The organism is Bacillus sp. P4_E1 (assembly GCF_056401715.1).
This window is the reverse complement of the sequence record NZ_JBFUIV010000002.1, coordinates 77,897-103,728: the sequence shown is the minus strand read 5'-3', so window position 1 is coordinate 103,728 and position 25,832 is coordinate 77,897. Positions and strand designations below refer to the sequence as shown.

Genomic DNA, 25,832 nt, shown 5'->3' with positions numbered 1-25,832 from the left:
ATTTTTTCCTCCTTTAAATCCTCGCTACATTTCCATCTATCTTTATTTTACTGTACTAAAAAATAAAAGCTAACAAAAGTTAGCTTTTATTTTTATCATTCAATTTCTAAATCTACAATTAGACAAGCTAACACCACTACAAAGTAAATCCCTACTCCTGGTGCTGTCAAAATATGTCCTGCAATATATGCAATACCTAATGCTAATACTAAGCTTGCTGTAATCATTCCATATTTCACATTAAATATTTCCTTAAATCTTGTAACAAATGCTAGTAGGATTCTTACGCCGTAATAAATAAATGGAATCATCATTAACGCAAAACCAATAATTCCGAAATCATAAAACCAATCATGGAAGTCCATTTCGATTAGCTTCGGATCTGGCTCTTTTTGTTCATTATACTTAAAGTTACCTGCGTAACCCATTCCAAATAATTTTTGTGACATTGGCGCTTCTTTAAAGAACTGCTTATGTCGCTCTTCATATACTTGACGTCCACTGAAAATAAGATTTTCTTGATTTTCTTTCTTTTGCTCTTTCTCAAGTTCTTTCTTAACTTCAGCTTCTACCTTCGCCTTTTCTTCTGGTTTCTCAACTTTATGTTGTTTTTCTTCTTTTTTAATTTTCTCTTTAATTTCTTTTTCTTTTTGACCTTGCTGCGCTACATTTTGTTCTGATAAATAGTTGTTATGAATACCCATATTTTGTGCTAATGGCGTCATTTTAAACGTTCCAACAACACCAGCCAATAGGAAAATAGCAATTAATCCATTAAGTACAAGAGACCTTTTGTTTGGATTTCTTCTATCAAATAATAATTGTAGTACGATAATCCCGATTGCTGCTGCTAACGTAGCACCAATTGAGCCCATTCCTACTTTCGTACCAACTTGAATTAACGAGTAAATCATTAAAAGCGATGGAATCCAATATAAAACGTGTTTCACGCTCTTTGTTTTTTGAATAGAATATAGTACCACAATAGGGAAAATAATAGCTAAGATTGACCCTAGTTCATTACCTGCATAGAACCACCCTCGGGAACCAACTTTCATCCATTGATAACTACCAAAGTCTGTAGATGTCGAAATAGAAATAACCATAATAGCGTTAATGATTAATGTTGAATACACAATACTATTTCTGACTTTGTCACTAATATTCACTTTCTTTTTCAATGATTTTAAAGCTAAAATGTATGATCCTAGCATGATATATATATATAATGCCTTCGCAACAAACTTAACTTCTTCACCAAGTACAATAGGATTCTTAACTAGTTTATTATTAATAAACCCTATCCCTAAAACTACTGCTAATAGTATTAAGTAAATTAAAAACTTCCTATTTTCCTTCTCTTTTGCCTGAATTAAAATGTAAATACCACCAACAGCCATAATAAGAAATCTTACCAAAATTCCAACAGTGGCATTTGACTTTAATAAAACGATGCTAAGAGACGTTAATAAATCTAAAACAGGCTGTAAAATAATAAAAAAGAGCAAAAAATGCTCAAATCTAACCCTAGCTTGATTTGCTAACATTCCAAGACCTCCATACAAAATCTTCACATTATCTTTTAATCATAGTTTTCTACTGTTTAAACACACCTAGCAATTATAACATAACTCATATTTAAATTGAGAACTATTTTTCATGCCGAAACTAGTCAAATCCAGCATTATTAGTAACCGAAAACATTGTCCTTTAGCTATCCTTCCCTATCCCTATAAAAACTATCTAACACATATGCACTTATTTTCGACCGTACAGAAATATTTTTTTATCATTTTATACAAATGTACAAAGCGGACTTATCTTATTGTACCATCCCTCCAACTAAGCTACATCAAAAAACTATACTATTAATCTTTCCACACTTTTTCGCTTTACTTTATTGCTACTTATCAAGCATTTTCAAACGCTTTCTTTAGCTATTTCATCCATTTTTCTACATGTAGCGAAAAGTAATTGTTATTTCCAAAACTTTAGTGTATATTTTTTCTCTGGAACATCTTTAAGAGGAAGGAATTAAAGCCATGTTATTAATCGACATATTTACGTTTCTTGGCATTATCGCCGCTGCCATTTCTGGTACATTAGTTGGTTTAAAAAAAGATCTAGATTTATTTGGTGTCCTTTGTTTAGCTGTAGCTACTGCGCTCGGCGGCGGTATTATTCGTGATATTATGATTGGTAACCTGCCTCCTGTCGCATTTGTAAAACCCATTTACTTTTTCGTAAGTGTACTATCAGCATTATTCACATGTATGTTTTTCGAGCGCATTAATAAACTTCAAGTCGTTATTATGCTTTCTGATGCTGTTGGTTTAGGGGTATTTACAGCTATTGGTGCAAATGCAGCAATGTCACATCACGTTGACGCCTCGTTTTTAGTCGTTTCAATGGGAGTTATTACAGGTATTGGGGGCGGTATTTTACGTGACATTTGCGCTCAAGATATCCCGTATGTATTCCGAAAAGAGATATATGCAATTGCTTCTATTCTAGGAGCAGTTAGTTTCTTAATTACACATGCAATGGGGGCACACATATTAGCTTTCTATGTCTGTTTATTAGTAACATTCGTTATTCGTGTAGTCACCGTAATATATAATGTACATTTCCCAGTTTTCTTTAAAACACATGCAAAAATTAATAAAGGCCATTAAGAGAATTCTACATAGAATTCTCTTAATTTATATGCAATTCCATATACTATAGAGTAATTGTATATAAAAATATATAATTACATTAGAATAAAAAAATGAAAACGTTTTATAAACAGGGGGAAGAATGATGCTTGGGGTTTTTAAAAAAAATAAAACAAACACCAGTATAATTGAATTAAGCAAAGGCCAACAAATCATATTTAACGTGCCTGCTAATTCTGAACTAAAAACTCAAATGGATATGCTACATATTTCAAAGGAAGATTTACAAATTGTTAAAGTATTACAGCCATTTATTTATGAGGAAATAGATTGGATAACAGAAAAATTCTACACCAACATCACAAAACAACCTAATTTAATTGCTGTTATTGAACGCTACAGCTCTATTCCCAAATTAAAACAAACTTTAAAGACACATATTAAAGAATTGTTCAGCGGGAATATGAATGAAGATTTTATTAAACAACGTGTTAAAATTGCAAAAAGGCACGTACAAATTGGTTTACATAGAAAATGGTATACCGCTGCTTATCAAGAATTATTCCGCTCCGTCATAAAGATTTTGCAAACGAAAATTTCAACGATAGACGATTTTTCTTATTCTATAAACGTAATAAATAAATTATTCACATTAGAACAAGAACTTGTTATTGCAGCTTATGAATCCGAATATGAAAGAATCCAAAAAGAACATGAAAAAGAAAAAGAACTGACAACTATGACGATTACACATATTGCAACAGAACTAGCGGCAGTATCTGAAAAAACAAGCTCTTCTATTCAACAGTTAACATCTAAATCAGAAAGTATCGTAGGAATTGCAAAAACAGGTACATCATTAGCTACGACATCAGAAGAAAAGGCCAATAAAGGAAAAGAACAATTAAATTTGCAAAACAAACGAATGGAAAGCATCCAAACGAATATGGAAACTATCATTACTGATACTCATGAACTTCTTGATATTTCTAACAAAATTAACGAAATCATTGATATTGTAAAATCAATCGCCGAGCAAACAAATTTACTAGCATTAAATGCTGCTATTGAATCTGCACGTGCTGGCGAATTTGGTAAAGGTTTTTCAGTCGTAGCGGGAGAAATCCGAAAGTTATCAGAGCAAACGAAAGAATCAATTTCCAACGTTACAAAACTCGTTGAAAAAACTAATGAACAAATTATACACGTCTCTTCTTCCGTGGAACAAATAAGCTCTCTCGTATCTGAAGGGACAGATAGTATGCATGCGACAGATCAATATTTCCAAGAAATCGTAAAAGATATGTCTAACTCTAAAGAACAAAATAAAAAAATTGAAAATGAATTAGAGACTATCTCACAAGTAATGAAGAGTATTCAAGACGATTCCTCAACAATGGCCTTAACAGCGGATAATTTACAACTAGAACTAAACCGATAAGACGAATCGATACAAAGTAGAGATTCGTCATCTCCGCTCTGCATTCATCCTTATCATCCATCTACAAAAAAAGAATCCAAAATGGATTCTTTTATTTTCTGAAAAATATTTTTTGGCAATAAAAATAACTCATATAAACACCAAAGCTTTGTAAAATAAACAAAGCTGGCATAATAATATTATAATATGCCATATCTACTCGGAAGAGCCTTAACGACACGTATCCGGTAATTAATAATACAAACAACATATATCCTTCATTTTGCTGTTTCTTAATTAGAAAATGTAATAAAGCTATGGCCATAAATAATGTCACCACTATATATATAAGCTTTTCACATTTAAAAATAATAGAATTTATTCCCTCGTCTGAAAGCTGGTTAATAACTGGTTTTAACAGTTTAAATCTTTCTACTTCCATTTCTTTTAACTCTTGATCAATGTGCTCTTTTACACTTTTATTTTTGGATGTTTTTTCTTCATTTTGACTTTTTCCAATTAAAACAGATTGAACATAAGTCTGATTAGAAATCGTATACTGTGACATTCCCATCATCTTAATACCATAGCTCACACCAAAATGAGTACTATAAAACAGAATAAGTATTCCCATCATTTTTAATAGTAATTTTTGTTTCGTTGCTGATTGAAATAATTCAATTAACAGCACATATACAACTATAAAAATAGGTAAAAATAACCCCATTGGGAAAATCATATTGCTAAGCGCAAATAAAATGGCTGAAATTACCCACATATAAGGATGGTCTAATCCCTTATATAAAAATATGTAACAAGCACAATAAAATAAAAATATTGCGAGTGATTCCGCCGTTAATACAGAACTCATAAATATATTTGGAATATATAAAGCGTAAAACATTGATGCAATACGACCACACTCTTCTCCAAAGACCATTGACGCAATGCGATAAATGAAAAATGCAGTTCCTGTACAAAATAAAATATTAAATAATTGTAAAGCGAATACCGTATCACCAAATATACGAATGATGATCGATTCATAAATAATAAAAGGTAACTGTGCTATATTTTCTATATTATTGCCAATTGCAATCTGCTTTGCAGACTCATACATAGCTTTCATATCGCCTATCATTGGAACATCTACAAATAGAACTGTGATAAGTCTTACAACTGTAGATATGCTCATAAGAAAAACAAGAAATTGTTTATCTGTAAAACGATATTGCAAAATTGATGCTACTAACAAAATAAGAATAACAAAAATCACTAATACAATTGTTATACTTGTTGTACTTCCTCCAAAAAATTGCTTACTTGTTTCAAAAGCCGACCAACAACTATAGACAAAAAATGCGAGCATCGCACCAATCATTATTTTACTGAAGAAAGACGAAAAATTTGTTCTTATATGATTCATATGTCCATTGCACCTCTACTTCCATTCATAACAAAACGATTCTATCATGAATAAGCACAAGGTTAATAGGGAATTTCTATGACAAATACATAGTCATTACTTTTTCACTTGCAATGTAAGCGAATCCTCTTTTACACTACATTTTATATATGATAAATTTTCTTTCAGTTACATGAATACAAATACAGAAATTTCAATAAAGTGAAACTTTAATCCACGGGGGTTTTGTTCATCCCCCACTGACTATTAGCCCGCAAATAGTGGGATAATCCTCTTTTGGAACACTTTACTTCATTAAATATCTAATATGGGTACTCCACTTACACATGTCACTCTGATTGAAAACAGAAAATAGGGGATGAATATATGGAAAAGAAATTCATGCGAGAATCAAAAGCAATTAAAACAACACGTGTTTTTCCTAACGATTTAAATAATCACCAAACACTTTTCGGGGGGAAATTATTAGCAGAAATTGATAGTATAGCTTCAATTGCAGCTGCGAGACACAGCCGCAAACATTGCGTAACAGCATCTATCGATTCCGTTGATTTTTTAACTCCAATTCACCAAGCAGATTCTGTTTGTTATGAAGCATTCGTATGTTATACAGGAAAATCTTCAATGGAAGTTTTCGTAAAAGTAATTGCAGAGGATCTACTAGCAGGCGAGCGTAGAATGGCCGCAACGTGTTTCATTACATTTGTCGCATTAAAAGACGGAAAACCTTCATCTGTACCACAAGTAATTCCTGAAACAGAGGAAGAACATTGGCTACATACAACTGGTTCAGAGCGTGCCGAAAATAGAAAAAAAGGACGTTTAAAAAGTAAAGAAATGGCTGAAGTGTTAACTTTAAGTAAGCCTTGGAATATGTAACATTAGGATTTTATCTTATACATGCACAGGTTTTTTCTTCCTTGCATGTATTTTTTATTATAATAAAGTGTTACGCCTTAGCATTTTTATTCTATGCCTGTTCCCTAAAATCACCCATCAGCTTTTCCTTTATTTTGTTATACTATTAATGGTATATTAAATAATGTTCGTTTAAAAATAACCATAATATGATTAAGTATATAAGGGATGGTGCGGTAATGTCTATTGAGGTACCAATTTCAATACCAAAAACGTTAATTATTATTCCAGCGTATAACGAGGAAGAAGCAATTGCAGATACATTAACAAGATTATTAGAACTAAAACAGCATTTTACAGCATTAAGCATTTGCGTTATTAATGATGGATCAAAAGATAAAACAGCTCAAATCGTAAAAGATTTCCCTGTTCATCTTGTTAATTTACCATATAATCTAGGTATCGGTTCAGCTGTACAAACTGGATATAAATACGCTTATGAGAACGGATATGATATTGCGATTCAGTTCGATGCTGATGGACAACATAATCCTGATGATTTATACAAAATCATACAGCCTATTGCCGAGGATCAATGCGATATGGTGCTTGGTTCACGTTTTACAGAAAAAACAGCATATAAAGGTAGTATTTCCCGAAGAATCGGTATTTTTTATTTTACCGCTCTATTGAAAGTACTAACAAAACAAACATTTATGGATCCAACTTCTGGGTATCGTGCTATCAATCGAGAAGTAATTAAGATTTTTGCACACAATTATCCAAAAGATTATCCGGAGCCAGAAGTCCTTATTCATTTAAAAAAGAAAAAACTCCGCATTAATGAAATATCTGTAAATATGCAAGAGCGACAAGGCGGACAATCTTCCATCACTCCCCTTAAATCTGCATATTACATGGTGAAGGTAAGTCTTGCTATATTGATGCAAAAAATCGTGAAAGGTTGATAATAAATGCATATAATTACCTTTTCATTTATCTTTATTTTATTACTATTCTTCTTAATTATTAATTCCATTCGTCGTGGGACTTTAGAAACAAAATATGCTATTTTATGGATTTTTGTTTGTGTTGCAATGGCTATTTTAAGTTCTACGGATAAAATTATAAATTGGATTGGAAAACTATTAAAAGTAGAATATCCTCCGTCCATTTTATTCTTATTCGGACTATTATTCTGTTTTATCTTAATTTTTGACCTGACGAGAAAAATCTCCAAATTACACCATCAACTTGTAACATTAACGCAAGATTATGCATTATTAAAACAAAAATTAAAGATAACAGATAAAGAATAACTTCCTAACTAAATACTAATATATAAAAGCTCCTGAATTTTGCTTGAAAAATTCAGGAGCTTTTATCATTTCAAATTATTTCTTTCTAATTATAAGAGATACCACAATAGAAAGTTGATTTACAAAGTTTATATGCGTTAAACTTATACAGATGTTCTTGTAGTCTTCTTCCTTTCAAAAGGCTTGTATATATGGTACAAAACATAAAAAATTTGAGGAGATAAAAACTCTATGATGGAACAAAAACAACTCGTTTCCGTTGTCATACCTCTGTATAATACGGAAAAATATATTGAAGAAACGATGCAATCAATACTAGATCAAACATATAAAAACATTGAAATTGTAATTGTAGATGATGGAAGCAAAGATCAATCACCTTCTATCGTAAAAAATCTTGTACAAAAGTACCCAGGACAAATAAAATACGTCCCTCAAGAAAATCAAGGTGTTTCTGTTGCTCGTAATACAGGAATTGAAAATGCTAGCGGAGAATATGTTGCTTTTCTTGATAGTGATGATTTATGGAATCCAACAAAAATCGAAAAACAAGTTGAAAGCATGCATAAAAACAACATGAACGCTTGTTATTGTGGCTATATGAACTTTTACGAAGAGACTGGTGAAAAAGTTGAGCACACGACAAACTTTATTAAAGGTGATATGACAAAAGCTTTCTTAACGCATCAAGTTGTTGCTCAGACGAGCACTTGGATTTTCAAAAGATCTATAGTGATGGATCATAATATTCGTTTCACACCAGGATGTAGCTGGGGAGAAGACTTAGAATTTCTATTTAAATTAATGAGTGTAACAAATGTATGCTATGTAGATGAATATTTAACATATTATCGAATCTTATCAGAAGGAAATCTTTCTTCAAAGTATAAAGATTATGAATTAAAAACAACAAAAGAATTAGAAATATTTAATCGAATGAAAGATTGGGTTCATAATAAGTCAAAAGACTTAATCGTGAATGATTCTACAGAACTTATTGAAATCCTTGAAACTTATTTATTCCCATATACAGTCATTAACAACGCTTGTATATACATTAAGGGAAACTCTAAATTAGATAAATCACAAGTTCAACTAATCAAGAGCGATATAAATAAATATTGTCGCAAAATTTATTCAAAAAATGGAAAACGCAGCAAAAAGCTATACGCGATGCTTTGGTTTGTACGAATAAAGTTTATGTTTTCTTAAATAAAGAATACGCTTTTAAACATACTTTCCGTAAACAAAGCAAATTTACAAATAGGACGAAGTGCGTCCTGAAAAATAGAAAGGTCTTGTTCCATGAAAACAAATAAAATCCTTAAAAACGCCTCCTACCTATTTGTAGGAAATATTACTGTTCGTTTTGTACTTGCTATTGCGACCATTCTCTTTGCAAGATATGTTTCACCAGATGAGTATGGGATGTTTACAGTTGCATTAGCAGTTTCCGCTGTCATTTGTTATTTTACAGATGCAGGTTTGACACATACGTTTATGCGTGAAGGAACGAGAGGCGATGCTAACATTAGCGTATTAATAAGTAGTTATTTACGTATTCGTTTAGTATTAGCTATCGTAATTTCTGTGCTCTTCGCTATTTTCGCTCAGTTCTTCTATACTGATGCTTACTTACGTGCGATGGTATATTGGGTTGTACTACCAACAATGTTTGGAGCAACTTTACAAGGTGTTGGGATGGCTTATTTCCAAGTAACAGAACGTATGCAATTTACAGCGATTATTTCTGTAATACAAGGTGTAACAGCCGCAGCCGCTCTTCTGCTAGGGATGTCATTTAAATGGTCACTTATGATGGTCGCTGCCATGTACGGAATATCTAGCCTTGTAACAGGAGTCATTGCCTTTATAATGACAATCCGCTATACAACAATTCATAAGGGCTGGGATAAAGGCATTTTAGATCAATTACTTATTTTCACAATCAATGGCGTTATCATTATGCTTTTGCCGCAGTTAGGTCCCATTATATTAGAAAAAGTTTCAGCGAATGAGCAAGTTGGATTCTTTGGGGCCGCCTATAAAATACCTGCTGTACTTTACCAAATACCCGGTGTAATTGCAGCAGCTTTTTATCCAAAATTGTTTGCTTTTGGAAATGAAAAGAATATTGATGAACATAGAAAACTATCTCAGTTCGAATTAAAACTTATGTCTTTCTTAGGAATGGGAATTTCGATTCCATTTATCGCCGACCCAAGTTTTTGGATTGTTACTTTATTAGGTGAAAAATATGCACCAGCCGGTGATGCTCTTGCAATCTTAGCCTTTATGGTCATTTTACAATCTATCAACTATCCACTTGCTGATAATTTAACAACTATTGGTCAACAGTGGAAGCGTGCGACAACGATGGGAATTGGATTAGCTGTCGCTATCGTAAGTTACATCGTATTAGGTAGCCAATTTGGAATGATGGGAGCTGCGGGAGCTGCTATCATTACTGAGGTTACTTTATTAATCGGATTTACTTTATTCGTTCGTAAAGGATTTACATTACTATTCAAAGGGATTGTATTTAATACACTAGCATTTATAATCAGTTACGCCCTATACCGCACAGTATTAATTAACTTACCACCACTGGTAGCTCTAACACTTACTGGTATATTGTACGGTATTATTGGCCTTGCAATTGATCCACAAATACGCGGGTTGATTTTAGGATTTGTAAATAAAAAATTAGTTCGTAAAAACGCTTAAAAGCCAAAAGCTTTTCCTATTAAGAATGGAAAAGCTTTTGGCTTTTTATATACCACCATTTACAGAACATAAATTCTGAAGACTGCACTTCATTATTCTCGAATTTTCAGTGGTTAAAAATGCTATATATTCCATGTCAAATTGACTTACTTTCTGAGAATGCTTTATACTAAATTACAAGTAAACTATGAAACTCAATGCTTGTAAAATATATATGATACAACAAAAATATATATTTTTTATGCTAAAACTAAAAAACACACCTTCATAATTGGTGTGTTTTTATATGTAACAACTTTCGAAGGAGGATTATAAATTTTTATGAGCATTAAGCCGAACAATAAGATTTTCTCAAAGAAAACTATAATGATTATTCCGATATTATTATTGTGTGCTTTTGCTTTTCATTATTTCTTTTTAACATCTAATCAAATCTTTTCTGGTACAGGTGATGCATTAAGCCAATTTGGTTTCTTTACATTTCTCCTGCAACATGCCTTTAAAGATGGTAATCTTTTTTGGTCTTTTGATTATGGATTAGGTGGAGATTTATTTGGAGAGTTTAGTTATTATTACAGTACAGCTCCGTTCTTCTGGATTACGCTGTTACTTCCTAAATTAAATATTGAACAAATCTATGATATGAAATTATACATGAGTATTTTAAAAAACTTTTTAGCTATGTTATTCATGTATGGTTCTTTACGTTATCATAATAAAACAATATTCTCATCTTTTATTGCTGCTATTATGTATGGTGGATGTATTACTTTTATGCGCCATTCATTACTTTGGGATTTCATGGCTGATGCCATCGTATTTTTACCATTAGTAATATGGGGACTTGATAAATATATTATAGAAAAGAAACGTGGACTTTTCTTAGTAGCTGCTACTTTAATGTTAGCATCGAACTTTTATTTTGCTTTTATTACAAGTATTTTCATTTTCATTTACGCATTTTTCCAATACTTTGCCACACAGCAAAATAAAACAATCGTCTCTTTTCTAGCCTATTATATTAAAATTGGATTATTATACGGTCTATCACTTGGCTTGGCTGCAGTTTGCTTTATTCCATCAGTCAATGCGGTATTTAGTGCGGATCGGTTAACGAAGAAATTTGATATACCTTTATTCTTTGAAGATACATTTTATAAAGATCTAATGGAAACTATCTTCTTCGTATATGATGCTGAAAATCATCAATTAGCTTTACCAGCTTTAATTTTATTCCTAATCATATTTGGAATGTTTATACGTGATAAACTTGTTAAAAATAAAGTATTCTTTACATTTTTCATGTTCATTCTGTTTATGCTTCCGTATACATACTCTGTATTTAATGGTTTCTCAGCAATGCAATATAGATGGCTTTATTTATTTGTATTTGTAATTGCTCAAACTATAGCATACATCTTAGATTGGATGATTGTTCATAAGAAAGAACATAAATTACCTTATATAATGAGTTCATTAGTATCAATAGGATTATTCATTTATGCATTTTATAGAAAAGTAAATATAAATGTAAGTGATAAACCTTTACAGGTAGTTGACAATATTTTAATCGGAACTATCGTTCTTTCTCTCATTACAGTATGTTTATGGCGTTATCTTTCTAAACCTTTCATACAATTTTTAGTTGTAGTGAACGTACTCGTTAGTACAATTTCCATGAATTACATGTATGCTAATAATATACTTAGTACCGCTTTCGGACAAAGCAATGCTACAAAAGAAGCTTTACATGTATCTGGCTATGATAACAAAGATGAGATTGCTGCCATTCGTTATATACAAGAATATGATAAGGACTTTTATCGTATTCTTAACCCAGGTAGCGCCCATAACACACCAATGTTACAAGGTTATCATGGTACAAGTACGTACCAAAGCTTGATTAATTATTATGTTCATGACTTTATGAAAAATAAATACAACGTATTCCAAGGGTTCGACACTCCTTCGATGTTCTTCCAAGTTGATAGTCGACTACTACTTGAAAATATGTTAGGTGTAAAATATCGCGTACTAAGCGCTGATACAGATCAAAAAAATATCCCATATGGATATAAACTATTAAAACAAGTAGGACCATATAATATTTACAAAAATGACTATGCTTTACCGTTAGGGTATGTATATGATTCTAGTATAAGTGAAGAAGAATTTTCTAAATTAAACTTCGCTCAGCGTGACCAATTATTATTACATGCTGTAGTCGTTAATAATGGAAAAGACTTTTCATTAACTCATTTTGATAAAAAGAACCTTAATTCAAAAGCGGTATCTATCAATATGGAAAAAGTACAACTAGAAAATATGGAAAAAGAGAATAATAAACTCATTGTCCACGGCAATGGAAATATGATTGTACCTATAAATTATCCTAATACTCCTGGAGATTTAATTGTAGAATTAAAGATAAAAAATAAAGGTTCATTCCATGCAGTAGTTAACGGGAAAGATATGGGGAAAGGTGAAGACACTGGTGCATACTCATATCCTTTAGAAAGATTTGTTTATAATTTAGGTAAAGACGATCGCCCAGACCAACTAACTATTTCTATTGATGCGCCAGGTGAATACGAACTTGAAGACTTACAAGCAAATATCGTAAATTACGAAGGTGTACAAAAAGAAACAAAAAAACTAACTGAAAATAGACTTCAAAATATTTATTATAAAAACAACTATTTAAAAGGTGAAATCAACTCAAAAAAAGATGGATTACTATATTTATCTGTTCCATATAGTAAAGGTTGGACTATAAAAGTTGATGGAAAAGAAACAGAATTCACGAAAGCAAATTCTGCCTTTATTGGCGTACCAATTACAAAAGGAGCACATGTAATCGAAATGACTTATGTTACACCTTACTTTAAATTAGGTATGATTATATCAATTATTTCACTAATTATTTGTGTAGCCTTACTAGTTTTTACAAATCAAAAAGGACGCCGAAAATTGCCTTTTAAAAAGCAGCAATGAGCACTCAATAAATCATGAAGCTATCCAAAGCGGATAGCTTCATAAAAAATATTAAATAACGTTTTAACCATTATAAACAAGGAGGGTCAAAAATGACTCTTTCAATAGTCGTACCATGCTACAATGAAGAAAAGATGCTTCGAGCCTTTTATTCAGAGACTTCTCTAGAAATTCATAAATTAACTACCGATTATGAATTTGTTTTTGTAAATGATGGTAGTAAAGATGATACATTAAATATTCTACGTGATTTGGCAAATTCAGATGCAGCTGTTCATTATATATCATTTAGTCGGAATTTCGGCAAAGAAGCCGCTATGTTAGCTGGTTTAAAATACGCTACAGGTGATGCAGTTGTTATTATGGACGCCGATTTGCAACATCCTCCTACACTAATAAAAGAAATGTTAGAAGGATATAACGAAGGTTACGACCAAGTTATTGCAAAAAGAACAAGAACAGGTGATTCACCCGTTCGCTCTTTCGTTTCTCGTATATACTATAAAGTGATGAATAAGTTTGTAGATATTGAACTAGTAGACGGCATTGGAGATTTTAGACTTTTAAGTAGAAGAGCTGTTGATTCTCTACTATCTTTAAGCGAATACAATCGCTTCTCAAAAGGTTTATTCTCCTGGATTGGATTTAATGAACTAATTATTGGATATGAAAATGTATTACGTTCTGATGGAGAAAGTAAGTGGACTTTTTCTAAATTGTTAAATTACGGAATAGATGGTGTTATCTCATTCAATAATAAACCATTAAGACTATCTATATATCTTGGATTATTAACAACTATTTTAGGGATTTTATACGTAATTACTACATTTATTCAAATTATTGTTGGTGGTGTTGAAGTCCCAGGATACTTCACTTTAATTTCCGCTATATTATTTATTGGTGGTATTCAACTCATTTTCCTAGGTGTTATGGGTGAATACATCGGTCGCATTTATTATGAAACAAAACGTAGACCACATTTTATTGTAGCTGAAAAGAAAGTTAGTGAAGTCAAACAAAAAGCATAATAAAAAAGTTACTTCTACCTACAGAAGTAACTTTTTTTATACTAATATTTACGCACCTTTATGTTGCATAGATATAATCGTTTCTTTTAGCCCATTATAATAAGAAGTTTTTGGTATATTCCCAATATACCTCTCATATTTCTCTCCGCTTAATACAACAGGATTTTCTGTCAAATATAGCATTTCCACAAATTCTTTCATCTGCTTATCAAATAGTCCGATTAAATTTATCATACCTTTTTTTACTGTCATTACTGGTTTTGTATATCCCGTTAATTCTTGTATATGTTGAATCATCTCTTCACCTGTAATGACACCATAACCCGGTATGTTCCAATTTTGTCCATAGGCCTCATCACGTAAAGCTAATTCAACCATTGCTTTTGCACCGTCTGGTGTGAAAATATATTCACGAGCAATCTTTTTATCTCCAACAAAGCTTGATAACTTATTTGCAAGTACACCTTTTAAAGTATGATGAACAAGCGTACTTTCTGCATTTGGGCCATAAAAATCAGGAAAATGTGCAATAAACATTTGTACATTTCCCTGTTTTGCCATCATTTCTAGCTGTAACCGAATTTTCCCTTTCTTCGTATGTGGTGCCTTTTTAACTTCTTCCACTACAAGTTCTTCCCCTTGCCTCCCATACGCATAAATATTATCAACTATCCCTAACTTACTGTCGTAATACCTTGCTACTTCTAATATATTTTTTAATAATTTTGGTTGCTTCTTCTCCCAATCTGAATATGGAATGTTTACAGCATGGAATATAATATCAACGCCTTTCGCAGCTTCCATTATATCCTCCTGTATAAATACATCTCCCGCTACAACTTTCACATTTTCTTCTCCAGAAAATAATATCTCTAATTTCTCTTTATTCCTCGCAAAGGCCACTACATGAATTCCTCTGCTACATAATTCTTTTACAATTGCATACCCCATTGATCCAGATGCTCCTAGCACTAAAGCTTTTTTCATTATATATCCCCCCTAAATTAATTAACCGCTGTTCAATTAATATTAAAAAGAAAATCACTTACATAAGAAGTGATTTTGAAATAAACTCCACGTGTACTTTAGCTAATCCTTTTACTTCTTCAAATGTTTGATCATTCCCACAATAGTGTGCCACAAACCCATGTAATGATAGAAAAACAGACCATATTGTCATTACATTTACCTTCTCATTACACAAAGAAGATACAACAGTAGCAAATTTTTCGTAACTAACATTTGGGCCATCTGCTAAACATTCTTTTAACTCATCATCTCTAATTAAAAACATGATTTCATAATGACTTTGATTTTGCAAACCAAATTCAATAAAACCAAATAAAACAGCTTTCAATTGTTCCTCTTGTGGTAAATTTTGATCATTAATCTCATCTAATTTTTGATTTAGCAATTGAAAATCTTGCTCTACCATCGCATAGAAAAGCTCTGCTTTATTTTTAAAATGATAATAGATGGCACCATGGCTATATCCTAGTTCTATTGCAATTTTACGCATTGAAGTATGCTGATAACCTAATTTTATAAATAAGTCTCTTGCTACATTCATAATCATTTCTCTCGTTAATTCTTGTTTAACTGCCCTTCTTGGCGACATTTTTCATACCTCACAATTTAATTGACCACTGTTCAATTAATATTATAACCTTTTTCCAAAAAAATACAATGAGTTTCTTACAAAAAGATACATTTTGAAAGGATAGCATTATACTCAATAATTTAGTATCATGATTCAAGGTACTATTTCAAGTTGGACGGAGGATACTATGAGCTTATTAACAGTAGAAAAACTAGGCCATACATTTGGCGATCGCACATTATTTAAAGATGTATCCATGCGTTTACTAGCAGGAGAACATGTCGGATTAGTCGGTGCAAACGGTGTTGGTAAATCAACATTTATGAATATTATTACTGGTCAACTTATCCATGATGAAGGCCGTGTAGAATGGACACCTGGTACAAATTACAGTTACTTAGACCAGCATACAATTTTAACACCTGGTCGCACAATTCGTGATGTATTAGCTGACGCGTTTTTACCTTTATTTGAAAAAGAAAAAGCTTTAAATGAAGTTGCAGAAAAAATGGGAACGGCAACACCAGAAGAATTAGAGGCACTTCTTGAGGAGATGGCGGAAATCCAAGATGCTCTCGAAGCAGGTGGTTTCTATTTACTAGATATGAAAATCGAAGAGGCAGCAAGAGGTCTTGGAATTGATGCAATCGGCTTAGATCGTGATGTTTCAGCACTAAGTGGTGGACAACGTACAAAAGTATTACTTGCAAAGCTATTACTTGAGCAACCAGAAGTGTTATTACTCGATGAGCCTACTAACTATTTAGACGTTGAACATATTCATTGGTTAACTAATTATTTAAAAGAATATCCACATGCATTCTTATTAATTTCTCATGATACGGAATTTATGAACAAATGCGTTGATGTTATTTTCCATCTAGAATTTACAAAAATGACGCGCTATACAGCGACATACGAAAAATTCCTAGAGTTAGCCGAAATTAATAAAAATCAACATATAAATGCTTATGAAAAACAGAAAGAGTTTATTAAAAAGCAGGAAGACTTTATTGCAAAGAACAAAGCTCGTTATTCAACGACAGGTCGTGCAAAAAGTCGTCAAAAACAACTTGATCGTATGGAGCGTATTGATCGTCCTGAAACAGCAATTAAGCCAGAGTTCTCATTTAAAGAGTGTCGTGCAAGTAGCCGTTTCGTCTTTGAAGGTGAAGATGTAGAAATCGGATATACACATCCATTATTACCAAAACTAACAATGACAATTGAACGCGGTGAAAAAATTGCTATCGTTGGATGTAATGGTGTCGGTAAATCAACATTACTAAAAACAATTTTAGGAAAAATTAAACCTTTAAGCGGTAAAACGAGTCTTGGTGACTTCTTAGAGCCTGCATACTTTGAGCAAGAAGTAAAAGCGGATAATATAACACCAATTGATGATGTTTGGAACACATTCCCTAGCATGGACCAACATCAAATTCGTGCAATGTTAGCGAAATGCGGATTAAAAAATGAGCATATCTCTCGCCCGCTAAATCAATTAAGTGGTGGCGAACAAGCAAAAGTTCGTTTATGTAAGTTAATGGGTGAAGAAAGTAACTGGATCCTATTCGATGAGCCAACAAACCATCTTGATGTTACAGCAAAGGAAGAACTTCAAAAAGCTCTGAAAGCATATAAAGGGACAATCCTTCTTGTATGTCACGAACCAGAATTTTATGAAGGTTGGATAACAAAAACTTGGAATGTTGAAGAGTGGTCACAAAATAATTCTTAATTATAATAGAAAATCCTTGCGTTCTATATGCAAGGATTTTTTATATTATAGTATGCCGTAAGCCTCAATCGAAACTCATTTAAACTAGGATATACCGCTAAATTAGCAAGCATACCTCTAATGACTGGAATTCTTGGATTTTGCAATCTCATTTCTGCTTCTAAAACATCTAAAGTTACAAGTAACTCATCATTTTCTAATTGATCAGCTAATGTTCGTTTAAATACAATAATTTCACTTAGAAAATGTTCCTTCACCTGTTCCTTAATAAACTCGGAACTACAAAGAAATTCTCCTAGTCTCTCTTCATGTAGGACAGGTTCCTCCGAAGATTCTAGAAGCCCCTCTACTAAATTATCTATCCTCTGTAAAATAAAGGTCGAAACATAGGATAAATCAATTTCCGGTGCATTTAAAATAATTAATTGTAAATAACCGTGGCATATTCCTTCTACCATAATTACCAAATCTAACAAATATGGACTGACTTTGTCACCATAAATGGACAGTAAGCTATTCCGATAAAATGTATGAGACTCTAATTTCATCCTCATCATAAACTCTTCTACTTCTTTATTAAACGGAATTGCATTTTCTCTTGCATGCATAATAATAAATTCTTTATGTTTTTGCACATCAGTAAACTGACAATATAATTGTTTGTCAAATTTTTCACGTGGTAATAAAGATTCTTTTTCAATATCCAGCATTTTCTTCTGAATCTTGTCATAATAATATCGAAGTGTGGCCAATAATAACTCATCTTTTGATTTGAAATATAAATAAAAAGCTCCTTTTGATATACCACATGCGGTTACGATTTCTTGTACTGACGTTGCATTTACACCCTTAGTTGCAAATAACCTCATAGCCATCTCTATAATTAAGCGCTCTTTTTCTTTCATATTCTCTCTCCTAAATTTAATCTCGCATCTTATGTAAATTCAAACTTGATTTTATTCCACATTAACTGAAAATAAAACTCCCCATCTAAAATTTAATGGAGTAAATGGTTTATATAGAAGCCTTTCCATCTATAAAATCCGGTTAGTAAAAGCCAATGATCAGAAAAAGAATAGGAAACCGACTACTTACAGTTTGATTTTATTATACCATCTCTTTTCATTGACGACTGACCAATCGGTCAGTTATATTATGTATTAGACTGACCGATTGGTCAATATAATAAAAAGGGAGCGCAAACATGAACAAAATCATCAATTTCACGTTAAAAAATAAGTTCGCAGTTTGGCTACTAACCATTATTGTTACTATTGCGGGTATTTATTCTGGACTCAATATGAAGCTGGAGACAATTCCTGATATTACAACACCGATTGTAACAGTAACCACGGTTTATCCTGGTGCTACACCAGAAGAAGTAGCTGATAAAATTTCAAAACCAATGGAAGAGCAACTCCAAAATTTAAGCGGTGTAAACGTTGTTAGTTCATCATCTTATCAAAACGCATCTTCTATTCAGGTAGAATATGATTTTGATAAAAATATGGAAAAAGCCGAAACGGAAATTAAAGAATCGCTCGCAAACGTGAAACTGCCAGAAGGTGTGAAAGACCCGAAAGTCTCACGAGTAAACTTTAATGCCTTTCCTGTTATTTCATTAAGCGTAGCGAGTAAAAATGAATCTTTAGCTTCCTTAACAGAAAATGTAGAAAAAAATATTGTTCCTGGATTAAAAGGACTTGATGGTGTCGCATCTGTTCAAATCGCAGGTCAACAAGTAGACGAAGTACAGCTTGTCTTCAAAAAGGATAAGATGAAAGAATTAGGTTTAAGTGAAGATACTGTAAAAAATATGATTAAAGGTTCGGACGTATCGTTACCACTTGGCTTATATACATTTAAAGATACGGAAAAATCAGTTGTTGTCGATGGTAACATTACAACAATTAAAGCATTAAAAGAATTAAAAATTCCAGCTATCCCTTCATCACCGAATGGTCAAGGTAGCCAAAACGCTGGTGCTGGAACACAAGCACCACAGATGAATCCGGCCGCTATGAATGGCATACCAACGGTTACATTAGAAGAGATTGCTGATATTAAAGAAGTTGGAAAAGCAGAATCCATTTCTCGAACGAATGGAAAAGAAGCAATCGGTATTCAAATTGTGAAGGCTGCTGATGCCAATACAGTTGATGTTGTAAATGCAGTTAAAGATAAAGTAAAAGACCTTGAGAAAAAATATAAAGACTTAGAGATTATTTCAACATTCGATCAAGGTGCGCCTATTGAAAAATCAGTCGAAACAATGCTTAGCAAAGCTATTTTCGGTGCTATCTTTGCGATTGTTATTATTATGTTGTTCCTGCGAAACATTCGAACAACACTAATCTCTGTCGTTTCTATACCACTTTCTTTATTAATTGCAGTTTTAGTAATAAAACAAATGGATATTACCCTTAACATTATGACACTTGGAGCAATGACAGTTGCTATTGGACGCGTTGTTGATGACTCAATTGTTGTTATTGAAAATATTTACCGACGTATGTCTTTATCAGAAGAGAAATTACGTGGGAAAGATTTAATTCGTGAAGCTACGAAAGAAATGTTTATCCCGATTATGTCTTCTACAATTGTAACAATCGCTGTATTCTTACCTCTTGGGCTTGTAAAGGGTATGATTGGTGAAATGTTCTTACCATTTGCTTTAACAATTGTTTTTGCCCTACTTGCTTCCTTACTTGTGGCAGTTACAATTGTGCCGATGCTAGCACATTCCTTATTTAAGAAGGAAAGCATGAGAGAAAAAGAAGTACATCATGAGGAAAAACCAAGCAAATTAGCAAACGGCTATAAACGTATACTTGAATGGGCGTTAAACCATAAAATTATTACATCAAGTATCACAGTCCTCCTATTAGTAGGCAGCCTTGCACTTGTACCAATCATCGGTGTCAGCTTCTTACCATCTGAAGAAGAAAAAATGATTATCGCAACGTACAAACCTGAGCCAGGTCAAACGTTAGACGACGTTGAAAAAATTGCAACGAAAGCTGAAAAACATTTCCAAGATAAAAAAGACGTCAAAACGATTCAATTCTCATTAGGCGGCGAAAACCCAATGAGCCCTGGTCAAACAAATCAAGCGATGTTCTTCGTTCAATATGATAACGATACGAAAAACTTTGAAAAAGAGAAAGAACAAGTCGTTAAAGATTTACAAAAGATGTCTGGAAAAGGTGAATGGAAAAACCAAGATTTCGGAGCAGGTGGCGGTAGTAACGAAATTAAGCTATACGTTTATGGAGATAGCTCTGAAGAAATTAAGCCTGTCGTGAAAGACATTCAAAATATCATGAAGAAAAATAAAGATTTAAAAGACATAGACTCTAGTGTTGCAAAAACATATGCAGAATATACTTTAGTCGCTGATCAAGAAAAGTTAAGTAAAATGGGGCTAACTGCTGCTCAAATTGGAATGGGACTTTCTAATCAACATGACCGCCCTGTTCTTACAACAATTAAAAAAGATGATAAAGATATAAATGTATATGTAGAAACTGAAAAACAAAACTATGAAACGATCGATGACTTAACAAATCGTAAAATTACAACACCACTTGGTAATGAAGTTGCTGTTAAAGATGTTATGACTGTAAAAGAAGGTGAAACTTCTAACACAGTAACACATCGTGATGGCCGTGTTTATGCGGAAGTTAGTGCAAAACTAACATCTGATGACGTTTCAAAAGCATCTGCCGCTGTTCAAAAAGAAGTAGATAAAATGGATCTTCCTTCTGGTATAGATGTTTCTATGGGTGGTGTTACACAAGATATTCAAGAATCATTCAAACAACTTGGCTTAGCGATGTTAGCTGCGATTGCCATTGTATACTTCGTTCTTGTTGTTACATTTGGCGGTGCCCTTGCACCATTCGCAATTTTATTCTCGCTACCATTCACAATCATTGGTGCACTCGTTGCCTTATTAATCTCTGGCGAAACGTTAAGCGTATCTGCGATGATTGGGGCTCTTATGCTAATTGGTATCGTTGTAACGAACGCAATCGTGCTCATTGACCGTGTTATTCATAAAGAAAATGACGGCCTATCAACACGTGAAGCATTATTAGAAGCTGGTACAACACGCCTGCGTCCTATCTTAATGACTGCAATTGCAACAATCGGGGCTCTTATCCCGCTTGCATTAGGATTTGAAGGTAGCGGCTTAATTTCTAAAGGACTTGGCGTAACAGTAATTGGTGGATTAACAAGTTCAACGTTATTAACACTTCTTATTGTTCCAATCGTTTATGAAGCATTAAGCAAATTTAAAAAGAAAAAAGTAAAATAAAAAAATAACCTCGCTGACTGCGAGGTTATTTTTTATTCCCAAACAAGATTAGGAAATCACTATATCCTTCTTTTTCTAAATCTTCTTTTTGAATAAAGCGTAGCGCTGCCGAATTAATACAATAACGAAGGCCGTTTTGTCCTGGGCCGTCTGGAAATACATGCCCAAGATGTGAATCTCCTTCTTTACTTCTCACTTCCGTACGCGTCATATTATGGCTAACATCCATTTTTTCTTTCACACTAGCTGACATAACTGGTTTCGTAAAACTCGGCCATCCACAGCCGCTATCAAACTTATCGAAAGAAGTAAATAATGGTTCCCCCGAAACAATATCTACATAAAGCCCTTCTTCTTTATGATTCCAATACTCATTTTGAAAAGGCGGTTCTGTCCCATTTTCCTGTGTTACATAAAACTGCATCTCGTTTAATCTTTCTTTTAAATGAGCATTATTCTTTGGCCAATGTTGTTTAATAAAAGCATCTCGACCTGAGCCTTTACGATATAACTCATAGCGAAATGTATTCTTCTTATAATATCCTTGGTGATATTCTTCAGCTGGATAAAACGTAGCAGCTGGCAATATTTTTGTCGCAATTGGCTTCGAAAAATGCCCACTTTTCTCGAGCTCTTCTTTTGAAGCCTCTGCCTTTTTATGTTGTTCTTCATTATGATAAAAAATCACCGTTTCATAAGACTGCCCGCGGTCGTGGAATTGTCCCCCTATATCAGTCGGGTCAATTTGTCTCCAATATATATTTAACAACTCTTCATACGGCATTTTATTTGCATCAAATGTAATTTGTACTGCTTCATAATGCCCAGTTGTTTCCGAGCACACTTCTTTATACGTTGGATCCTCTTTATGGCCACCTGTATAGCCTGAAACAACCTGTATAATCCCTTCCATCTCTTCAAATGGCGAAACCATACACCAGAAACACCCTCCGGCAAACGTAGCTAACTCTATCTTTTCATTTACAGCCATTATTTCACCCCTATTCTATCTTCTCCTTACAGTATGGCATAAGGAACGTCATGTTATAAAAGAAAAAGCATCGAACATCGATGCTTTTTCTTTACTTCACTTTATTTTTTTCCAACGTCCTTCTCCATTTCATCACTTGTCACATCTAAGACATCTAATAAGAAAATGAAGATTGGAATACCGATAATAAGTCCCCACACACCTAAGAAATGCTCAGAGAAAATTAATATCATAAATGTGTAGAAGATTGGTAAGTTTGTTTTTTGTGACATAAACTTCGGATTTAATACATAGCTCTCAAGTGCATGAATTACTGTTACAATAACTACAATATAAACGACATACATAATACCGCCAATATTGTAAGCAATCATACAGAGTGGGAATAACGAGATAATAACACCCGCCACTGGAATTAAACCAAGCAAGAAAATCATTAACGCTAAACCTAGTAATTGCGGGAATCCTAATATCCATAATGCAATAACAGATAAAACACAGTTAACAATTGCAATTAAAAATTGTGCTTCGATTACTTTTCCAAATGAACGTGCAAATTTCTTTCCGAAATACTCTATTTCGTTATAGAAAATTGCAAGTCGGCTTTCTTTAAATTTCGAAGTAAAAGCAACGATACGTGCTTTTTCAAGTAAGAAAAATAAGCTTAAAATTACAGAAAGTAAAACTTGAAGGCCAAATTTCCCAACATTCGTAATAGATTTATACAAAATGTCTACGCCTTGCCCCACATATTTAGAAAGCTCCATATGATTAACAGCATTAACTGCATACTTAATTAATTCACTATCAGGTGGATTTCTTAAAAATACATTAAATTGATAAATCAATTGTGAAATTTGTATTGTTAATACCGGTAAATATTTAAATAGCGTAATGGCAATTCCCGCCACTAACATTACATATAAAAGCGCTATAATAATTTTTCGATTAATTGGCATGAAATGATCTAATTTACGAGAAATAAACTTTTGGAATCGATCCATTAAATACGTCAACATAAACGTAATTAAAATTAAATTTAACATACTTTGCATCCCATACAATATGAGAGCAAGTAATACTAATACGATTAACCTCTGAAATCCTTTGCTTTGAAACAGGTTTTTTATTTGCATAATCGACGAGTACTCTCTCCTGTCCTATAAAGTAAAACGTTAACAAGTAGATCTCTCTCTATCCTCTACTTATAATTATCCTTTAATATTAAAGCCATTGCGAGCAATTTATATTCAACTCTAACCACCCGTTAATTGTGCTATATATTATGTTACTTCTTATTTTACAATACAATGACCTATTTCAGAACGCATTATACGTAGTATTAATGAAGATTTAAGGAAACTTTTATCCTTCAATAGGTCTTACCACTACTGTAACATAAAAAGCAAGCTATCAGTAGAAATCCGTCCTACAAATAACTTGCTTTTATATTTTTTTTAGTAAGTTTTATCATCCAATAAACGGCATGAACATTGGAATAACCACCACTGTTACGACACCAACCACTGTCACAGCGATACTGGCCATAGCTGCTTCTACTTCACCCATTTCGATACCTACTGCAACCCCTAACGCATGTCCTGCTGTTCCAAGCGCTAAACCTTTAGCAATCGGATGTTTAACTCTAAATGTTTTTAAGAATAAAGCTCCTAATGCGTATACGATAACAGCATTAAAGATAACTGCAAATGATGTAATTGCTGGAATACCACCGATACTTTCAGAGATTGGTAATGCAATTGCTGTTGTTGCTGCCTGCGGTAACATTGAGTTCATTACAGCTGTATCTAGACCAATTGCTTTTGCGACAATGAACACAACAACCACTGAACAAATAGATCCAACCACAATAGCCGATAAAATTTGCCACCAATATTTTTTTAACTTATCAACTTGTTTATATAATGGAATTGCAAACGCGATTGTTGCTGGTTCTAAGAAGAAGCTAATCATTTTTCCGCCAGTATTATATTCTTCAAAAGTAAAGTTACCTACTTTTAGAAAGACAATCCCTAATACCATCGCTACGAATAATGGTGTGAATAAGAAGAATCCTTTTGAATGCTTAAATAATAATGTTCCGATTCCGTATGCGATTAATGAAACGACGATTCCGAAATATGGAGTCATTGTGCTTGCCATGTTCATTCCCTCCTAACAATATATACTAAATTGGTTACGCAACTTTTCCGTGCTTGCGTCCTTTATTTACTACTTTCAATTCTTTCGTATCTTCTATTTCTTTATCGTCTTTTCCTAAAATAAATTGTGCAAATAATCCTGTTACAGCGAGTAAAATAATTGTTGCGACAACAATTACAGTTAAAATTTGTACAAAATATTGTCCCATTACACCGAGAGAATTAATAACCGAAATACCTGATGGAACGAAAAGGAATCCGATAATACCTGTTAAAGCCGTTCCGAGTGATTCAACTTGTTCCAATTTAATAACTTTTAAACATAATAGGCTAAATAAAATAACTAATCCGATCACCGATGAAGGCATTGGAATTGGTAAATGCGTTGCAATAATATTAGAAACTAACATAATAGCTGAAAATATGAATGCTTGTGATAAGAAACTATATACTTTTTTCGTACTCATTTTGGCCACCTCTTTCGATTTGGTACCTTTATTGTATAAGATAAAAACAAAACTGTAAGCGTTTACATAACAGAACGTCAAATATACAAAATTAGTTACAAAAATAGGCAGACGAAAT

The 25,832-nt window shown here is 32.9% G+C and carries 20 protein-coding genes and 2 pseudogenes; 12 read left to right on the top strand and 10 right to left on the bottom strand.

Annotation, left to right across the window (positions count from 1 at the left end; genetic code table 11):
* Positions 1-95: 95 nt before the first annotated feature.
* The gene (locus AC1DS7_RS02690; RefSeq protein WP_016102330.1) at positions 96-1,547 is read right to left on the bottom strand and encodes an O-antigen ligase family protein; all 1,452 of its coding nucleotides are present in this window, start codon (positions 1,545-1,547) and stop codon (positions 96-98) included.
* A 495-nt stretch (positions 1,548-2,042) separates the two neighbouring features.
* Between AC1DS7_RS02690 and AC1DS7_RS02685 the strand changes: the two genes are divergently transcribed.
* From AC1DS7_RS02685 to AC1DS7_RS02675, 3 genes and pseudogenes are all read left to right on the top strand, one after another.
* Complete coding sequence (locus AC1DS7_RS02685) at positions 2,043-2,675, top strand: trimeric intracellular cation channel family protein (protein WP_002034964.1); 633 nt, start codon at positions 2,043-2,045, stop codon at positions 2,673-2,675.
* Between the two features lie 124 nt (positions 2,676-2,799).
* Positions 2,800-3,297 (top strand): annotated as a pseudogene (locus AC1DS7_RS02680) (protoglobin family protein); the annotation flags it as partial.
* A gap of 99 nt (positions 3,298-3,396) precedes the next feature.
* On the top strand, positions 3,397-4,098 hold the full coding sequence (locus AC1DS7_RS02675; protein ID WP_002184479.1) for a methyl-accepting chemotaxis protein: 702 nt from the start codon (positions 3,397-3,399) through the stop codon (positions 4,096-4,098).
* 91 nt (positions 4,099-4,189) lie between these two features.
* Here the strand turns inward: AC1DS7_RS02675 and AC1DS7_RS02670 are convergent, their stop codons facing one another.
* Positions 4,190-5,503 (bottom strand): ArnT family glycosyltransferase, encoded by a 1,314-nt coding sequence (locus AC1DS7_RS02670; RefSeq protein WP_002130138.1) that lies wholly within the window; start codon positions 5,501-5,503, stop codon positions 4,190-4,192.
* 366 nt (positions 5,504-5,869) lie between these two features.
* On the opposite strand from AC1DS7_RS02670, the gene AC1DS7_RS02665 reads away from it, so the two are divergent.
* The 7 genes from AC1DS7_RS02665 to AC1DS7_RS02635 all read left to right on the top strand — a co-directional run bounded on the left by AC1DS7_RS02665 (position 5,870) and on the right by AC1DS7_RS02635 (position 14,432).
* Positions 5,870-6,382: an acyl-CoA thioesterase gene (locus tag AC1DS7_RS02665; protein ID WP_000412118.1), complete on the top strand. Its 513-nt coding sequence runs from the start codon at positions 5,870-5,872 to the stop codon at positions 6,380-6,382.
* Between the two features lie 218 nt (positions 6,383-6,600).
* Complete coding sequence (locus AC1DS7_RS02660; RefSeq protein WP_000021472.1) at positions 6,601-7,329, top strand: glycosyltransferase family 2 protein; 729 nt, start codon at positions 6,601-6,603, stop codon at positions 7,327-7,329.
* Positions 7,330-7,335: 6 nt separating this feature from the next.
* Positions 7,336-7,680 (top strand): DUF2304 domain-containing protein, encoded by a 345-nt coding sequence (locus tag AC1DS7_RS02655; RefSeq protein WP_002016417.1) that lies wholly within the window; start codon positions 7,336-7,338, stop codon positions 7,678-7,680.
* Between the two features lie 231 nt (positions 7,681-7,911).
* A complete protein-coding gene (locus tag AC1DS7_RS02650; RefSeq protein WP_016102331.1) occupies positions 7,912-8,892 on the top strand; it encodes a glycosyltransferase family 2 protein in 981 nt (326 codons plus the stop codon).
* Between the two features lie 93 nt (positions 8,893-8,985).
* Complete coding sequence (locus tag AC1DS7_RS02645; protein ID WP_016102332.1) at positions 8,986-10,407, top strand: oligosaccharide flippase family protein; 1,422 nt, start codon at positions 8,986-8,988, stop codon at positions 10,405-10,407.
* 321 nt (positions 10,408-10,728) lie between these two features.
* Positions 10,729-13,401 carry a YfhO family protein gene (locus AC1DS7_RS02640; RefSeq protein WP_016102333.1) on the top strand — a complete coding sequence of 891 codons (2,673 nt, stop codon included), beginning with the start codon at positions 10,729-10,731 and terminating at the stop codon, positions 13,399-13,401.
* 92 nt (positions 13,402-13,493) lie between these two features.
* Complete coding sequence (locus tag AC1DS7_RS02635) at positions 13,494-14,432, top strand: glycosyltransferase family 2 protein (RefSeq protein WP_476998769.1); 939 nt, start codon at positions 13,494-13,496, stop codon at positions 14,430-14,432.
* A gap of 48 nt (positions 14,433-14,480) precedes the next feature.
* Here the strand turns inward: AC1DS7_RS02635 and AC1DS7_RS02630 are convergent, their stop codons facing one another.
* The gene (locus AC1DS7_RS02630) at positions 14,481-15,419 is read right to left on the bottom strand and encodes an SDR family NAD(P)-dependent oxidoreductase (RefSeq protein WP_088040510.1); all 939 of its coding nucleotides are present in this window, start codon (positions 15,417-15,419) and stop codon (positions 14,481-14,483) included.
* 58 nt (positions 15,420-15,477) lie between these two features.
* Positions 15,478-16,050: a TetR/AcrR family transcriptional regulator gene (locus AC1DS7_RS02625; RefSeq protein WP_016102336.1), complete on the bottom strand. Its 573-nt coding sequence runs from the start codon at positions 16,048-16,050 to the stop codon at positions 15,478-15,480.
* Between the two features lie 169 nt (positions 16,051-16,219).
* Between AC1DS7_RS02625 and AC1DS7_RS02620 the strand changes: the two genes are divergently transcribed.
* Entirely contained in the window at positions 16,220-17,773 is a 1,554-nt protein-coding gene (locus AC1DS7_RS02620; RefSeq protein ID WP_215588651.1) for an ABC-F family ATP-binding cassette domain-containing protein, read from the top strand.
* Positions 17,774-17,796: 23 nt separating this feature from the next.
* On the opposite strand, the gene AC1DS7_RS02615 is transcribed toward AC1DS7_RS02620, so the two are convergent.
* Positions 17,797-18,678 (bottom strand): TetR/AcrR family transcriptional regulator, encoded by an 882-nt coding sequence (locus AC1DS7_RS02615; protein ID WP_016102338.1) that lies wholly within the window; start codon positions 18,676-18,678, stop codon positions 17,797-17,799.
* 299 nt (positions 18,679-18,977) lie between these two features.
* On the opposite strand from AC1DS7_RS02615, the gene AC1DS7_RS02610 reads away from it, so the two are divergent.
* On the top strand, positions 18,978-22,094 hold the full coding sequence (locus AC1DS7_RS02610) for an efflux RND transporter permease subunit (RefSeq protein WP_016102339.1): 3,117 nt from the start codon (positions 18,978-18,980) through the stop codon (positions 22,092-22,094).
* A 25-nt stretch (positions 22,095-22,119) separates the two neighbouring features.
* Here AC1DS7_RS02610 and msrB read toward each other — a convergent pair whose 3' ends face one another.
* The 5 genes and pseudogenes from msrB to lrgA form a co-directional block, all read right to left on the bottom strand.
* Complete coding sequence (msrB, locus tag AC1DS7_RS02605) at positions 22,120-22,572, bottom strand: peptide-methionine (R)-S-oxide reductase MsrB (protein ID WP_369811989.1); 453 nt, start codon at positions 22,570-22,572, stop codon at positions 22,120-22,122.
* A 45-nt stretch (positions 22,573-22,617) separates the two neighbouring features.
* Positions 22,618-23,085: pseudogene (gene msrA / locus AC1DS7_RS02600) on the bottom strand (peptide-methionine (S)-S-oxide reductase MsrA); the annotation flags it as partial.
* A 101-nt stretch (positions 23,086-23,186) separates the two neighbouring features.
* The gene (locus AC1DS7_RS02595; protein ID WP_002016425.1) at positions 23,187-24,221 is read right to left on the bottom strand and encodes an AI-2E family transporter; all 1,035 of its coding nucleotides are present in this window, start codon (positions 24,219-24,221) and stop codon (positions 23,187-23,189) included.
* Between the two features lie 334 nt (positions 24,222-24,555).
* Positions 24,556-25,248 carry an antiholin-like protein LrgB gene (gene lrgB / locus AC1DS7_RS02590; RefSeq protein WP_000168872.1) on the bottom strand — a complete coding sequence of 231 codons (693 nt, stop codon included), beginning with the start codon at positions 25,246-25,248 and terminating at the stop codon, positions 24,556-24,558.
* Between the two features lie 34 nt (positions 25,249-25,282).
* A complete protein-coding gene (lrgA, locus tag AC1DS7_RS02585) occupies positions 25,283-25,714 on the bottom strand; it encodes an antiholin-like murein hydrolase modulator LrgA (RefSeq protein WP_000104908.1) in 432 nt (143 codons plus the stop codon).
* Between the last annotated feature and the right edge of the window lie 118 nt (positions 25,715-25,832).

What these genes read in the sequence shown, in the direction of transcription:
- AC1DS7_RS02690 (WP_016102330.1), bottom strand. Translation starts at nt 1,547, where the DNA reads ATGTTAGCAAATCAAGCTAGGGTTAGATTTGAGCATTTTTTGCTCTTT.
- AC1DS7_RS02685 (WP_002034964.1), top strand. Translation starts at nt 2,043, where the DNA reads ATGTTATTAATCGACATATTTACGTTTCTTGGCATTATCGCCGCTGCC.
- AC1DS7_RS02675 (WP_002184479.1), top strand. Translation starts at nt 3,397, where the DNA reads ATGACGATTACACATATTGCAACAGAACTAGCGGCAGTATCTGAAAAA.
- AC1DS7_RS02670 (WP_002130138.1), bottom strand. Translation starts at nt 5,503, where the DNA reads ATGAATCATATAAGAACAAATTTTTCGTCTTTCTTCAGTAAAATAATG.
- AC1DS7_RS02665 (WP_000412118.1), top strand. Translation starts at nt 5,870, where the DNA reads ATGGAAAAGAAATTCATGCGAGAATCAAAAGCAATTAAAACAACACGT.
- AC1DS7_RS02660 (WP_000021472.1), top strand. Translation starts at nt 6,601, where the DNA reads ATGTCTATTGAGGTACCAATTTCAATACCAAAAACGTTAATTATTATT.
- AC1DS7_RS02655 (WP_002016417.1), top strand. Translation starts at nt 7,336, where the DNA reads ATGCATATAATTACCTTTTCATTTATCTTTATTTTATTACTATTCTTC.
- AC1DS7_RS02650 (WP_016102331.1), top strand. Translation starts at nt 7,912, where the DNA reads ATGATGGAACAAAAACAACTCGTTTCCGTTGTCATACCTCTGTATAAT.
- AC1DS7_RS02645 (WP_016102332.1), top strand. Translation starts at nt 8,986, where the DNA reads ATGAAAACAAATAAAATCCTTAAAAACGCCTCCTACCTATTTGTAGGA.
- AC1DS7_RS02640 (WP_016102333.1), top strand. Translation starts at nt 10,729, where the DNA reads ATGAGCATTAAGCCGAACAATAAGATTTTCTCAAAGAAAACTATAATG.
- AC1DS7_RS02635 (WP_476998769.1), top strand. Translation starts at nt 13,494, where the DNA reads ATGACTCTTTCAATAGTCGTACCATGCTACAATGAAGAAAAGATGCTT.
- AC1DS7_RS02630 (WP_088040510.1), bottom strand. Translation starts at nt 15,419, where the DNA reads ATGAAAAAAGCTTTAGTGCTAGGAGCATCTGGATCAATGGGGTATGCA.
- AC1DS7_RS02625 (WP_016102336.1), bottom strand. Translation starts at nt 16,050, where the DNA reads ATGTCGCCAAGAAGGGCAGTTAAACAAGAATTAACGAGAGAAATGATT.
- AC1DS7_RS02620 (WP_215588651.1), top strand. Translation starts at nt 16,220, where the DNA reads ATGAGCTTATTAACAGTAGAAAAACTAGGCCATACATTTGGCGATCGC.
- AC1DS7_RS02615 (WP_016102338.1), bottom strand. Translation starts at nt 18,678, where the DNA reads ATGAAAGAAAAAGAGCGCTTAATTATAGAGATGGCTATGAGGTTATTT.
- AC1DS7_RS02610 (WP_016102339.1), top strand. Translation starts at nt 18,978, where the DNA reads ATGAACAAAATCATCAATTTCACGTTAAAAAATAAGTTCGCAGTTTGG.
- AC1DS7_RS02595 (WP_002016425.1), bottom strand. Translation starts at nt 24,221, where the DNA reads ATGCAAATAAAAAACCTGTTTCAAAGCAAAGGATTTCAGAGGTTAATC.
- lrgB (WP_000168872.1), bottom strand. Translation starts at nt 25,248, where the DNA reads ATGGCAAGCACAATGACTCCATATTTCGGAATCGTCGTTTCATTAATC.
- lrgA (WP_000104908.1), bottom strand. Translation starts at nt 25,714, where the DNA reads ATGAGTACGAAAAAAGTATATAGTTTCTTATCACAAGCATTCATATTT.